The organism is Nocardia nepalensis, assembly GCF_048910785.1.
Taxonomy (GTDB): domain Bacteria; phylum Actinomycetota; class Actinomycetes; order Mycobacteriales; family Mycobacteriaceae; genus Nocardia; species Nocardia nepalensis.
The window spans coordinates 212,662-226,096 of record NZ_JBKBET010000031.1; the positions used below are offsets into that span (position 1 = coordinate 212,662).

Genomic DNA, 13,435 nt, shown 5'->3' on the forward strand with positions numbered 1-13,435 from the left:
GTTTGCTGTGCATTTACCCCGAGCCCAACGTCATTTTTTCACCGGCCGCCCCGTGGGTCAAGCTCGAGGCGGCTGCGACCCGACCTACACCTTGCTCGCCGACATGATCTCCGACAACGAAATCCGGCCGTCTCGGCGTCGACGCGATGCTGGTCGGCCTTGACTCGGACGTCTACCGACGGTCGGGTGCAACCTCGAGTGCCTGTCTGGCTAGATCGATGAACGTGAGATAGGCCGCCCGGAAATCGTGGTGGCTCTGGTCGTACTCAGCCCGGCGGTCTGTCCCGTCATCACCGATGAGAGACTTCAGCCGTCGGATGGATTGCGGCAGCGGCTATTTCGATCCGCTGAACCAAGCCGAGGATATCCGCGGGGCGCGTCGTATCGACGCGGATGACCGGGGTCAGTTCCAGCGGTCGACCGTGGTCGGCCCAGGTATCCCAATCGCGAGTGAGGCGTTGCTGGTCGTTGTGTACGGCGGCCCGCTGCCGTCGCGCGTACCTGGCTCGCGCCACTTCCACCGAAGCGTCACACCAGACTTCGACCGCGCGGTCGGCGCGCACCTGGTGAATGCCCGCTCTCGCGAATTCGAGGTCGCGCGGTCTGAACCACCATGAGTCGATCACCACCGAATGCGATATCGCTGCGGCCATAGCCCATACCGTTTCCATCGCAATCGCGCCGAGCGACGGCAGCGTCTCGGGGCAGGAAATGCATTCCGTCAAAGCTTCTTTCACCGTGTCCTTGGACAGCGCCTGCGCATTCAGTTCGCGGGCGAGCAGCGGCGCCAAAGTCGACTTACCCGAGCCGGGTAGGCCATTGACCAGCACGAGAAGTTTGTCCATCGCTCCCTCTACGGTTTCGGGTAGTGATTCGTGAGTCCGGGACCTCTGGCCGACCGCACTCACTTGTCTAGGTGAGGGAGCGCCAGGTCCAAGTGGTGGAGAGCTCCAGCGGGTCAGTGGGCGTTACCGGGCGGGGGTGGGTGTTGAGGCCGTTGGGTGGGCCGGATTGGGGTTCGACACAAGCAGCTTCGTGCTGTTGATCGAAGATCACCACCCAATGCGCGGGGCTGGCGATTTTCAGCTCCAGGGCGTGGGGCCAGGTCAGGGTGACATCGGTGCCGGTGGGCATGGCGAAGCAGTCGTCCCAGGGGCCAGGTTCGGGGGCGATTCGTTGGCCGGTGGGTAGGTAGTCAGAGCCGCGTTCTTCTTGCCAGGCGGGGGCGAAATCGAGCTGGATGTCGTTGCCGGAGCCCAAGTTCCGAAGGAACCAGGGATGCCAGCCGACCTGGGCCGGGAAGGAATCCGCAGCCGCTTCGACACGCATGGTGAGTGCGACCGAGTCCGGGGTGAGTTCGATCAGCTGCGTGACTCGGCCGCGATAAGGCCATGGGTCTGCGAGGTCGAAGCTCAGTGTGGCGGAGGATTCGGTGACGCTCAGTACTCGCCAGGCCGTATCGCGGCCGGTGCCGTGGATGGCGTGCGGTGCGGCGTTGATGGGCATCTGATGGACTTGGCCGCCATTTCGGAACTGGCCCAATCCCATTCGGCCGCACCAGGGGACCATCGGAAACGCGCCGTAGTGAGGACCCTGCCGCAGCAACTCGAGGCCACCGATCCGCAGACTGGTCAGGCGTCCGCCGTCCCGCGGATCAATGGTCAGCTCCGCTTTCCCAGCGGTCAGTACGACAGTGGAATCGCCTGCGTCGGCCATGAGCACTCCTCGTCCGGCAATGAACTGGTCAGGTAGCACACTGCCACGGCCGCAGCCCTGACGCGCGGCGCACCCGACGTCGGATCTCAGCCGTTCCAGTACCGCCGTACCAATCTGCCGTCGGTCCATGCCTCGATCGAATCGAGCATCCCGCCACAGGACTCGATAATGCGGGCTGAAGCCGCATTGGTGTCGTCGCAGGTGACGAGAATGCGATCCGCATCGAGGTCGCGGGTGATGGGAATGCTGTTGCCTATGTGGCGCGATGTACGCGTGCGTGCTCGGGTTGAGACAGGCCGACCGTCGGTTGAGAACGCGAGGTGGCGCATTTGCTGGATATAGTGCGGGGCGTGTCCTTCATCCAGCCTGCTCTCGACCGCATTCCGGAGCCGTATCGGTCGTATCTGATCCGGCGTCGTGAACTGCTGAAGTTCGCGGTGGTCGGCGGGATCACCTGGTTCATCGACACCGGCATCGTATATGCGCTGAAATTGACCGTGCTCGGCGAAAAGCCGCTCACCGCACGCGTTCTCGGCGTGCTGATCGCCACCATCGTGTCGTATGTGCTCAATCGGGAGTGGTCGTTCCGCACCAGGGGCGGCCGGGAACGGCATCACGAGGCGGCCCTGTTCTTCGCCATCAGCGCACTCGGCATCGGGGTTACCCTATTGCCGCAGGCGGTCGCGCTGTATGTGCTCGATATCCGGGTGCCGCATGTCAGCCCGGTCACGCAGGCCATATCGAACTTCATCACCGGCCAGATCCTCGGCGTGTTGCTCGCCATGGCGTTCCGGTACTGGGCGTTCCGCCGCTACGCCTTCCCCGACGATCTCGTCCAATCCGAGCTCGAACCGCGCTAGACCGCTTACCTTCGAGGTAATTGACCCCGAATCGGTGCGGACCGAAGATCGCCGATATGACTCAGATCGGCCTCCTGCTGCCCAGCCGCGAAACCGCCATGACCGGTGATCACGATGCCGCCGGATTGGTCCGGTTCGCTCGAGCCGCCGAGGAAGCCGGTTTCGACTCGGTATGGATCGGTGATTCGCCGCTGGCGCGCACCCGGGTCGATCCGCTGCCGCTGCTGGCCGCCGTCGCCGCGACCACCGCCCGCGTGCGACTCGGCACCGCCGCGTTCACCGCGACATTGCGTCACCCGCTGCTGGGCGCGCACACCGCCGCCACCGTCGACCAACTCAGCAACGGCCGGTTGATCCTGGGCCTGGGCGCCGGATTCCCGCTGCCCGAGAGCCAGGACGAATTCGCCGCTGTCGGTGTGCCTTTCACCGACCGGGTGGGCCGACTCGACGAGACGGTCGCCATCTGGCGGCGGAGTTGGTCCGGCGCAACCGATTTCGACGGCCGCTACTGGCACCTCGACGACCTGACCCACACGCTCCCTGCCGCGAGCCCGGCCGGTCCCCCACTCTGGCTGGCGGGCAGCGACACACCGCGAGTACTGGATCGGGTGGCCCGGCACTATGACGGGTGGCTGCCATTCCTGCCGGACCCGGACGCCTACGCCCGCGCCTGGGCCACGATCCGCGAAAAGACCACGCGCACCATCACTCCCGGCCTGTACGCCACGATCAACATCAACCCCGATTCCGCCGCCGCGCGCGCCGAACTCGACGGCTACGTCCGGCAGTACTACCGCCGATCCCTGGACGAAATGTCCATGATCCAAGCCTATTTCGGCGGATCGGCCGACGAATGCGTGCAGTGGCTCGGCCGATATCTCGACGCCGGTGCATCACACCTGGTGCTGCGCATCGGATCACTCGATGTCCACCGTCAACTGGACCTACTCGCCGACGCGCTCCTGCCCGCCCACCAATCCGCTTGAGCCTCAGGCTTTTTGCTGGGCGATCTGAATCAGGTTGCCACAGGTGTCATCGAGCACCGCGGTGACCACCGGTCCGTGATCGAGCGGCTGCTGGGTGAACCGTACGCCGAGCCCCCGCAGCCGCTCGTACTCGGCGTCCAGATCGTCCACCGCGAATGACGTGTATGGAATCCCATCTTCGACCAGGGCCTTTTTGAACGGTCCAACCGCCGGATGCTGGTCGGGCTCGAGCAATAGTTCGACGCCGTCCGGCTCCTGTGGCGACGTGACCGTCAGCCATCGGTGTTCGCCGAGCGGAATATCGGTCTTCTGCACGAAGCCGAGGACCTCGGTGTAGAAGCGCAACGCCTTTTCCTGATCGTCGACGAGCACACTCGTGACATTGATGCGGATCATCATTCCTCCTGAAGCCAGCGGTCGGTCAGCCGCCGCAGTGGTTCTCGATTCAGATGGTGGAACTTGTACCGGCCGTCCCGGCGCGTGGTCACCAGACCGGCGGCCGCGAGCACATCCAGATGCTGCGAGATCGCCTGCCTGCTCGAGGTGAGCTGGTGGCCCATGGTGAGCCGGGCGCACAGCTCGAACAATGTCTGGCCGTCGCGATCGGCCAATTCGTCGAGGATCGCGCGTCGCGTGGGGTCGGCCAACGCTTTGAAGACATCGCCTGGCGAACCGGTGCTCACATCCCCACTATAGGCAAGTAATTACTTGCCTATCAAGTCGTACCGTGCCGCGCAGCGATGGTGGTCGGGGTCGAATCACAGGGCGAATGGGGTGGTGACCGAGCTAAATTGGGTGGATGAGTTATGAGTTCGTGGTGCTGCCCGCGGGCGCGGCGGCATCGCCGGGGGACGTAATTCCTTATTTTCGATCGCGACGCGGGCAACCCGCGGACGATCATCTCTACCAGACCGTCATTGCCGGACTACACGGGTGGAACAGCCGGATTCCGGCCGCCGCCCGGCACGCCAGAGTGCGGATCGAGGCGGCCGGGGATTCGGTGCGGGTGACCGCCGCCGATAGCGTGGACCGGCGCCGAACGCGTGGCTCCGCGAAGGATTACGCGGCGCCGCGCATTCGCGAGCTCATCGAAGCGCTCATAACGGGTTTCGCGTACGAAATCTACGATGCGCGGGCCAACACCTTGACCAGCCCCGAAATCCGCCGCTATGTCTCGGTGGATATCGGCGGCGAGCGCAGATATTCCTCCCTCACCCAACGTGACATCTTCGACTGGGTCCGCGAACTCCACCTCCTGGCCGCCACCCCGTTCCTGATCGCCGAAAAGCAGAGTGCCACCGGGAGTTTCATCCGGATCGACCGCAACTCCCCCACCGACTACACCCTCGAACTCCACCACCCCGTCCGTGACCAGCGCCTCGGCGCCACGATGACCGACGGCGCAACCGTCGCCCAACTCATCTGGGACTGGGCTGGCGACGAGTGGAACCGCCTGGACCAAGTCTCCTGGGAGCCCTTGGACTGAAGACGTCAGCGCCACAGCAGGATTCGAGCCGCGGCCGCTCGGCGATTGCCTTCCTCCTCGCTCGGGTCCTCCGCGATGCCACGGATGCTTTCGCGCACCTCGGGAATCCGGGTGCTCGCGTGCGCTATCGCGAGTGTGCGGGTCTCGGACTCGCAGTCGTAGAGGCATTCGATCGCTTGGCGCTCGGCGAAATCGGTGATCATGGCGATCGCCGTGGGTCCGGCGTCGCTGTCGAGGGCCGCGTTCGCACGGGCCCATGCCAGGGCTCGCGGTGAGTTCAGCCGAGCGAGACAGCGGCGCGTCGCCATCCGGACCGGGAGCGGGAAGTCCTGCGGGTGCAGGAGATCCGTTGCGATGGCCAAAAGCGCGGCCTCCCATTCGGGCTGGTCCATCGACTTCGCCGGGGCGCTGACCAGCTGCGCTGCGATCGCGGCGCGCAGCCGAGACAGGTCGATCCCCAACTCGGCGACGAGCGTCGCGTACAGCCAATCGCGTTGTTCCACTTGGTGATCCCGCCGAGGATCGCCAACGATGCAGTCGAGGACGAACTCGCGTGCGAGGGCGGGCTGCGCGAGCGCGGCGTCGTAGCACGCGCCGCGGCCACGCTCGATCAACCCGAACAACGTATCCGGCTCGGCCCGAGACGATTCCGGCATGCGATGACCATAGAGTCGCGCCGTCGTCGCGGGAAACCGATTTATTCGCGGGACTCGCCTATGACGAATGTCCCGGGAGGACGCACACCGCGTCCAGGCCGAGCACATGGTTGAGCCGTCCGAAGGCCAGCCACGAACCGATGCTCATGCTCAACTCGACGATCTCGGTCTGGCTGTAGTGCGCCCGCATCCGGTCCCAGAACTCCTCGTCCAGATTGTGGTGATCGGTGGCGTAGCGTTCGGCGTATTCGGCGGCCAGCCGGGTGCGGTCGTCGAACAACTCGGTGGTGCGCCAGTTGGTCACCGCGTCCGCGAACTCCGCCTCCACCTTCTGGCCGTCCCGTTCGGTGCGCCAATCGAGGCAGAAGATGCACCCGTTGACCTGGGCGATCTTCAGCCGCGCCGCCTCGAATTCGCGCAGTCCGAGGGTCGAATGCGAGTACACCGCCAGCGAGAAGTTCGAGGCGGCCGGGCCGATACCCGGCACCATCTCGCCCCACACATAGCCGATCGGGTCCTTGCCCTCGGGAATGTCGATGATCATGGATGCTTCCTTCCGAGCTTGCCGACTGCGGGGCGCAGTGGGACATCCAGCGCGTCATAGAGTCCGGGTTCGGCGTCGACGAGCCAGTCGATGGCATTGACCAGTCGGCCGACCGCGGTGGCATTGCCGCCCGCGGAACGGTTTCCGTCCTCGTCGGCGGCCTCGATGGTGATCTCGATGCGCGGATGGCCCTCGATGATCACGCGGTGCGCGCCCTCCCCGTCGGGTGGCGTCGGCCAGTCGGGTGCGCACGACGGATGGATTCGGGTGACGTGTTCGATGACGATGCGAGGTTCGCCCTCGACGATCCCCTGTACCTCGAACCGCACCGCCCCCTGCGTACCCGCCTCGAAATCACCCATCCGCTCGGTGCTGACGGTGGCGTCGAGCGCGCGCCGGTCCAGTGTTTCGCGAATCTCGTCGACTTCGACGCCCAATGCCCGCGCCATCAATCGAATCTGCCCACCCCACACCATCGTTGGGACGCCGGACGCCACCATCGGCGGCAGATAGTCCATCGGCTGACCCATGCCGACCAGATAGCGGACCGAATCGGGCTGGTCGTAGGTGGTGTAGTCGAAGATTTCCTGGCAGCGGATAACCTCGACCGTGCTGCCCAGCCCGCTCATCAGCAGCGGCAGCACATCATTGCCCCAGCCGGGATCGACGCCGGAGACGAACAGCGACCCGCCGCCGTGTGCGACCGCCGCCAGTACTGGATCACGCAATTCCGGTGGCGCGCTGGACGGATCGTAGAGCGCGTAGAGCGCGGGGGTGACGACCGCCGCTCCGGCCTCGATGGCGCGGATGATGTCGGAGAGTGCGTCATCCGGGCGGATATCGCCGGAGGCCGCGTACACCACTGCCCGAGGTCCGGCGGCGAGCGCCGCGTCGATATCGGCGCTCGCCGTGACGCCGAGGTCGTAGTCGAGCCCCGCGAGCCGACCCGCATCGCGGCCGACCTTATCGGGATTGTGGACGAGCACGCCCGTGAGTTCCAGCGCCGGATGGGCGTCGACGGCGCGGATGGCCGCGCGGCCGACATTGCCGGTGCCCCAGACGATCGTGCGGATCATCGAGCGAGCGTAGCAAGCGCTTGGTTTGGTGGCTGGGATTAGCGGAATTACGCAGTGCGGCTATGGAATTCGCGCTGTCATTGGCCGGCGTTGTAGCGGACCAGATACTCGGCGAATCGGCGGATGTCGGCGTCCTCCCATGCGGTGAGGCGTTCGGCGAATTCCCGATGACGACGCCGCTCGGCCGCCCCCGCGACCCGTCGCCCCTCCGCCGTCGGCCGCAGGATGTGGTTGCGACGGTTGTCCGGATCGACCTCGCGGGTCAGATATCCCAGCCGTTCCAGCGCGCCCACCTGCCGACTGACCGTGGATTTATCGAGGACGAAATGGTCTGCGACATCGGTCGCCTGGCAGCCGTCGCGCTCGATGACCAGGTCCAGAATGCTGAAGGCGACCAGCGACAACTCCGGATGCAGCTCGGCAGCGCGACCGCGGGCGCGCCGAGCGAATGCGGTCAACTCGCGCTGGATGGCGTGGATCGCCGCCGTGCGTGGTTCGGACGTCATAGTTGCACTATACATCCGTTGTGTGTTACAACAGTAATAGTTGTATTTACCAACTATTAGGAGTTGACCCTCATGCGCTCGCACCAGCTACGGCATGTCGCCGGGCATCTGCTGACCCCACTGCTGATGTGCCTCGGCATGGCCCTGGCCTATCTGGGCGCGTTCCATCAGCCTGAGCCGAACCATCTGAAGGTGGCCGTGGTCGGCACCTCCGCGCGGGAGATGGTGCTGGCGCAGACCATGAAGGACAAGGCGGGCGACGCACTAGAGGTGGTCACCCTGCCGACCCGCGATGACGCCACGGCGCAATTGCGCGACCGCACGCTCTCCGGCGCTTACCTGCCCGACGCGCAATATCCGGAACTGCTTGTCGCCAAGGCCAATTCCGACACCACGGCCATGGCGGTCGAGCTGGTGTTCCGGCAGGTCGCCGGGGCGCAGAGCATGCCGATCACGGTCACCGATATCACCACCACCGCCAGTGGCGATCCCACCGGGCAGGGCCTGTTCTTCCTGCTCGTGGCCTTGAGCATCGGCTCCTACGGCAGTGTCGCCGCGATCGGCGCGGCCGGTGCCGGACTGTCCATGCGGGTGCGCGCGGCGATCGGGCTGGCCACTTCGCTCGTGGTAAGCATTATCGGAATCGCGGTGGCGGCACCCGTCTTCCACATCGTCGACCACGACTACGCGGCGATCTGGGCCATGGGCTGGCTGTACTCGGCGGGCATCATCGCCGTCGGCATCGGGCTGCACACCTTCCTGAAGCGTTGGACCACGCTCGCGCTGATGGTGCTGTTCGTGATGCTCAACTTCACCACCTCCGGCGGCATCTACCGTCCCGAGCTGCAGAACGGTTTCTTCGGTTCGCTGCACGCGTTCTGGAATGGCGCGGGTTTCGTCGAGGGTGCGCGCAGCCTGTTGTACTTCGACGGCGGCGCGGATTTCCCGAGTCGGATCGCCAGTCTGTTCGTGTGGTTGGCGGTCGGCGCGGTGCTGTTGGTGGTGGCCGCCAGGTATGAGCGTCGTAACTCCTCCGCTCCTCCCGCGCCGGTGCATGCGCAACACTCGGTCGAGGCGGAAGAGGAGATCGAAGAGGCGGTCGGCGTATGACGCGCACTGCGGCCCGGCTTCGGGTAGAGTGATCGCATCGCCGCTCTGGCACTTGATTCCGCAGAACCTGATTTATGTGTAACCGTGAGTTACATATAAATTCTACGCAACCTCGGTTGGGACAGGAACTGCAATTTCGCATGGCGCGCAACATCTTCGGGCACAGGCCCGAGTTGATAGGCGCCCCGGTCGAGGTGCAAGATCGTGGATGTGTCGCGTGACGGCGCCGGGTGGACGGCGATCGGCATGGAGGCACCGTGATCGAGAGACGATCCATGCCATCACCTCACCTCGACGCAAACCGGGCGCGCGCCCTCGGCCAGGAGCTGGTGCGGGTCCACCACTGGCTGCGAACCGAGCTCACCCGAATCCGCGCGGACGTCACCGCCTACGCAGCCGGTTCCGATCTGCGGCCGACGCGACTTCGCACGCACTGCACGGCATTCTGCGCCGCCCTCACCCGGCATCACACCAGTGAGGACGTCGCGGGCTTCCCGGCGCTTGCTGAGCAGTTCCCAGAGCTGGCGCCGGTACTGATCGAACTGCGCAAAGACCACGATTTGGTCGGCGATATCCTGCGCAGGCTGACCGAATTGGTCGACTCGATCGGGCCGAACAATGCCGACACCGTGCGGCGCGAACTCGACGGTCTGGCAGCCATTCTCGAATCGCACTTCCGGTGGGAAGAGCGCAGGCTCATCGAGGCCTTCGACGCGCTCGAGATGGGTACCGGAACCGGCGAAGACCTGCTCGGCACCGCGCTCGGCGCGGACGGTGCACGGTCCGCACGAGATTGAGACGCCGACCACATCCGAGACGGGTACGGTATTACCGGCCGGACCACGACGACAGGGGCGAGGAAGCATCGGTGGAGAGTCGGGGCGCGATATGAATCAGCCGTATTCGCACTGGTATGCCCAGAATTCGCCCGACAACCTACCGCTGGCCGCCCGCTACCGATCCGCCGATCCGATCACCTGGAACGGCAGTCTCGTCTACCCGATGTACACCGAACAGGTCGGGCCCGCCCCGATCCTGGTCACCATGACCCTGCTGTCCGCCGCACCGCCGGCGGGTCTGCGCGGACACGGCATCGGGTTGTCGGTCGTCGATGGGCATATCGGTATCGATGGCAGACGCCTCGCCGGTGTCGATGTATGGAGCGACGCCCTCGCCTCGGGCGTGAGCTTCGAAGTGATCCCCACCGATCCGGGCGCGCTGTTCTCCCTCACCCCCGTCTGGGTGGACGGCTATGGCGCACAGAAATCCTGGACCGGCAACTACGGCATTCTCATCGAACAACCCCCGAGCGGCCGCCTCGTGCTCTGGTGCAGCGTCGGCGAGGGCCCACCCAACTTCGCCAACCTTGTAGTGGAGGTCGACACGGCCGACCTCCCCGCCGTCTCCGCCCCGCCGCCCGCCGCCCCGCACCACATTCCGCCGCCCCAACCGATGCGGCCCGAACCACAGCCACCACATTCCGCCGCCCCACAGTCGACGCCGCCGACTCAGCCACCACGAGCCGAGTCCGCCGAGCCCGAGCAGCCTCGACTCCCGCAGCCGACACCCCCCGACCTCGAATTGGTGCGGTTCCCCGAGCCGACCGCATCCGCCCGGGCCGAGGTCTCGGCGGTGGAACAAACGGCACCCTTGGCGCCCGCGCGAACCCCATTACCGCAGCCAGCAGCGGTTACGGACACCGTACGGGTTCCGCAAACGCGAGAACCGGTATCCGTGGATTCCGGACCCACCCAACTCGTTGCGCCGCAGCGGCCCGACCCCGAACCGCGGCTGGGCGCGGACCGCGGATACGGCAGTGCCCTCTACGACCTCGGCGTCGCCATGTTCGGCCGGGGCGAGGAGGACCAGGCGTGCGGACTGTGGGCGCAAGCCGCCGATGCCGGACACGCGGGCGCGGCCTACGACCTCGGCGTCATGCTGTTCCGTCGCGGTCAACTCGGCGATGCAGAACACTGGTGGCGCACCGCCGCCGATCGCCGCGAATCGCGGGCGATGACCGGACTCGCCGAACTCCTGGAGCGCCAAGGCAAGCACGCCGAGGCCGAAGTCTGGCGGGCCGCGGCCGAGGACAGCGCCGGAGAAACCGACCGATCAGTCAATTCCGGCTGATCGTGGGGCTTCCGGTCATGGGAACCGTTCGACATCGGTGTCGCGGCCCAACTCGGCCGCCTTCCGAGTAGCGGCGGGGATACGATGCGCAGATGGCGCACCCCGCTCCGCCGGTTCCGGGGGCGACGGTCGCTACGGATCGCTCGCCGGGTGGTTCACGCGGCCCCGGGGTGGCCGAGGTCGTCGAGCGGTTCGCGCAGGCCTGGCGCGCGGCCGACGCGCCCCCGGATCTGTCCGCCTACCTGCCGGACTCTCCCGCCATCCGCCGGGTGTCGCTGATCGAGCTGATCAAGGTCGACCTGGCGAACCGGTGGATGCGCGGCACCGAACCGAAGCGACTCGCCGAATACGTCGAGGACCTACCGGAATTGCGCACCTGGCCGCTGCCGCCCGATCTGATCTACGAGGAATTCCACGTCCGCAGGCGCGCGGGCAGTTCGGTGGATGTCCAGGAGTACACCGCGGCCTATCCCGAACAGGCCGAGCAGCTCTCGGAAATGCTGGCCACCGACGACTACCGCAGCACACTCATGGCCAGCTCCGCCGATCCGGTGAATCTCGAAGAGATCGAGGTCGGCCAGAAGATCGACGACTTCGACCTGATGACCGGTCTGGGCCGTGGCGCGTTCGCGCGCGTCTTCCTGGCCAGGCAGCGTTCGATGCAGCGGCTCGTCGCGGTGAAGATCTCCCAGGACAAGAGCGCCGAACCGCAGACCCTGGCCCAACTCGACCACGACTACATCGTGCGGGTCTTCGACCAGCGGGTCCTGGAGCGCCGCCGACTGCGGCTGCTCTATATGCAGTACGTGCCGGGCGGCACCCTGTTCACGGTGCTCGAGCGCGTACGCAACACACCGGAAGCCGAACGCGGCGGCGCGCTGCTGCTCGACGTCATCGATTCCGTACTCGCCGACAAGGGCGAGATCCAGCCCAGCGAATCCGCGGTGCGCGCCGAACTGGCCGCACTGTCCTGGCCGGAGACCATCGCCTGGCTCGGGCGCAGACTCGCCCTGGCACTGGACTACGCCGGACGCTGCGGTGTCCTGCACCGCGATATCAAACCGGCCAATGTGCTGCTGACCGCCGAGGGCATCCCCAAACTCGCCGATTTCAATATCAGCTTCAGCGGCAATGTCTCCGGCGACAGCCCGGTCGCCTACTTCGGCGGTTCCCTGGCCTATATGTCACCGGAGCAGCTGGCGGCCGTGCACCCGGACAAGCCGACGACTGCCGCCGACCTCGATACCCGCAGCGATCTCTACGCACTCGCCGTCATGCTGTGGGAATTGCTCACCGGCAGTAAACCTTTCGATGACGATCCGGTGACCGGCGGCGACCGCACCGCACTCGACGGCATGCTGAGCCGCCGCTCGGCCAGCCCGCAATCGCTGCCGTACCAGGACCTTCCGGCCGACTGTCCGGCCGCGCTGCGTCGCGCGCTGGTCCGTGCCCTGGACCCGGACCCCGATCGGCGCTGGGCACGCGGCGCGGATATGGCCCAGCAGTTCGATGTCTGCCTCGACGCGCGCGCCCGTGACCTGGTCGACCCGCCGCCGCACAGCTGGCGACTGCGCGCCCGGCTGCTCATGCATCCCATCATGGCGCTGGCCATCGGCGGTCCCAACGCCTTGGCAATCCTCTACAGCTACAACCACAATCGCACGCTGATCATCGCCAAACTCGATGAGCAGGCACAGCACCGCTTCGATCAGATCGCGGTCATCACCTACGGCATCTGCTTCCTGATCGGGGTCATCGTCACCAACGTGCTGGTGGCGAATCTGTGGTCCGTCTCGCGCGGACTGCGCAAGGGCAAGTCCTACGACGCACCCACCCTGACCCGCGCCCGGGCCGATACGCTGCAACTGGCTCGCCGAAATGTGCTGACCTGCTTCGCATTATGGGTGCTGGCCGGTGTCGTCGTCCCGGTTTCGGTGCAGGTCTCCGGTAACCACCTCACCGCCGAGGCCTATGTGCATTTCTTCATCACCCAGATCGTGTGCGGCGCGATCGCCATGGCCTACCCGTATTTCCTGGTCAGTTTCTATGCCGTGCGCAGCATCTACCCGATGTTCCTGCCGCACGGCGGCCTCGGCGCCGATGACGACGCACAGCTGCGCCGACTCGACCGCAGCAGTACCTATTTCCTCGCCATCGCCGCCGCCGTACCGCTACTCGGCGTCGCGGGCGCGACCTTCATTCCCGCGGCGGACATTCCGGCGGTCATCGTCGCGCTGCGTGTGCTCTGTGTCGGCAGCGCGTTGGCCTTCATCGCCATCTACTGGTTGTTCCGGATGCTCGAACAGGACCTCGCCGCGCTGGAACGCATCGTCGCCGAACGCGTCGTGGCCCGATAATCGCGCGG

Annotated in this window: 15 protein-coding genes; 7 read left to right on the forward strand and 8 right to left on the reverse strand. The window is 65.9% G+C overall.

Annotation, left to right across the window (positions count from 1 at the left end):
- Window positions 1-290: 290 nt before the first annotated feature.
- On the reverse strand, window positions 291-845 hold the full coding sequence (locus tag ACHQ4I_RS25870; RefSeq protein WP_420774435.1) for a P-loop nucleotide/nucleoside kinase family protein: 555 nt from the start codon (window positions 843-845) through the stop codon (window positions 291-293).
- 67 nt (window positions 846-912) lie between these two features.
- Window positions 913-1,716, reverse strand: coding sequence for an aldose epimerase family protein (locus ACHQ4I_RS25875; RefSeq protein WP_420774436.1), 804 nt, complete (start codon window positions 1,714-1,716; stop codon window positions 913-915).
- Between the two features lie 350 nt (window positions 1,717-2,066).
- Here ACHQ4I_RS25875 and ACHQ4I_RS25880 point away from each other — a divergent pair, with 350 nt between their 5' ends.
- Window positions 2,067-2,576, forward strand: a complete 510-nt coding sequence (locus tag ACHQ4I_RS25880) for a GtrA family protein (protein WP_420774437.1) — start codon at window positions 2,067-2,069, stop codon at window positions 2,574-2,576.
- 56 nt (window positions 2,577-2,632) lie between these two features.
- Entirely contained in the window at window positions 2,633-3,562 is a 930-nt protein-coding gene (locus tag ACHQ4I_RS25885) for an LLM class flavin-dependent oxidoreductase (RefSeq protein ID WP_420774438.1), read from the forward strand.
- 3 nt (window positions 3,563-3,565) lie between these two features.
- Here the strand turns inward: ACHQ4I_RS25885 and ACHQ4I_RS25890 are convergent, their stop codons facing one another.
- Both ACHQ4I_RS25890 and ACHQ4I_RS25895 read right to left on the reverse strand, forming a co-directional pair.
- A complete protein-coding gene (locus ACHQ4I_RS25890) occupies window positions 3,566-3,955 on the reverse strand; it encodes a VOC family protein (protein WP_420774948.1) in 390 nt (129 codons plus the stop codon).
- Window positions 3,956-3,957: 2 nt separating this feature from the next.
- A complete protein-coding gene (locus ACHQ4I_RS25895; RefSeq protein WP_420774439.1) occupies window positions 3,958-4,245 on the reverse strand; it encodes an ArsR/SmtB family transcription factor in 288 nt (95 codons plus the stop codon).
- A 116-nt stretch (window positions 4,246-4,361) separates the two neighbouring features.
- On the opposite strand from ACHQ4I_RS25895, the gene ACHQ4I_RS25900 reads away from it, so the two are divergent.
- The gene (locus tag ACHQ4I_RS25900) at window positions 4,362-5,048 is read left to right on the forward strand and encodes a hypothetical protein (RefSeq protein WP_420774440.1); all 687 of its coding nucleotides are present in this window, start codon (window positions 4,362-4,364) and stop codon (window positions 5,046-5,048) included.
- A gap of 5 nt (window positions 5,049-5,053) precedes the next feature.
- Here ACHQ4I_RS25900 and ACHQ4I_RS25905 read toward each other — a convergent pair whose 3' ends face one another.
- The 4 genes from ACHQ4I_RS25905 to ACHQ4I_RS25920 form a co-directional block, all read right to left on the reverse strand.
- Entirely contained in the window at window positions 5,054-5,704 is a 651-nt protein-coding gene (locus ACHQ4I_RS25905) for a hypothetical protein (protein WP_420774441.1), read from the reverse strand.
- A 58-nt stretch (window positions 5,705-5,762) separates the two neighbouring features.
- Window positions 5,763-6,248, reverse strand: a complete 486-nt coding sequence (locus ACHQ4I_RS25910; RefSeq protein WP_420774442.1) for a carboxymuconolactone decarboxylase family protein — start codon at window positions 6,246-6,248, stop codon at window positions 5,763-5,765.
- Window positions 6,245-7,324: an NAD(P)H-dependent amine dehydrogenase family protein gene (locus ACHQ4I_RS25915; RefSeq protein ID WP_420774443.1), complete on the reverse strand. Its 1,080-nt coding sequence runs from the start codon at window positions 7,322-7,324 to the stop codon at window positions 6,245-6,247. Before ACHQ4I_RS25915 ends, ACHQ4I_RS25910 begins: the two co-directional genes overlap by 4 nt.
- Before the next feature lie 77 nt (window positions 7,325-7,401).
- Window positions 7,402-7,830 carry a MarR family winged helix-turn-helix transcriptional regulator gene (locus ACHQ4I_RS25920; protein WP_420774444.1) on the reverse strand — a complete coding sequence of 143 codons (429 nt, stop codon included), beginning with the start codon at window positions 7,828-7,830 and terminating at the stop codon, window positions 7,402-7,404.
- Window positions 7,831-7,902: 72 nt separating this feature from the next.
- On the opposite strand from ACHQ4I_RS25920, the gene ACHQ4I_RS25925 reads away from it, so the two are divergent.
- From ACHQ4I_RS25925 to ACHQ4I_RS25940, 4 genes are all read left to right on the forward strand, one after another.
- Entirely contained in the window at window positions 7,903-8,940 is a 1,038-nt protein-coding gene (locus ACHQ4I_RS25925) for an ABC-2 transporter permease (RefSeq protein WP_420774445.1), read from the forward strand.
- 275 nt (window positions 8,941-9,215) lie between these two features.
- A complete protein-coding gene (locus ACHQ4I_RS25930) occupies window positions 9,216-9,737 on the forward strand; it encodes a hemerythrin domain-containing protein (RefSeq protein ID WP_420774446.1) in 522 nt (173 codons plus the stop codon).
- A 91-nt stretch (window positions 9,738-9,828) separates the two neighbouring features.
- Window positions 9,829-11,070 carry a tetratricopeptide repeat protein gene (locus ACHQ4I_RS25935; RefSeq protein WP_420774447.1) on the forward strand — a complete coding sequence of 414 codons (1,242 nt, stop codon included), beginning with the start codon at window positions 9,829-9,831 and terminating at the stop codon, window positions 11,068-11,070.
- Between the two features lie 92 nt (window positions 11,071-11,162).
- Window positions 11,163-13,427: a serine/threonine-protein kinase gene (locus ACHQ4I_RS25940; protein WP_420774448.1), complete on the forward strand. Its 2,265-nt coding sequence runs from the start codon at window positions 11,163-11,165 to the stop codon at window positions 13,425-13,427.
- Window positions 13,428-13,435 lie beyond the last annotated feature (8 nt).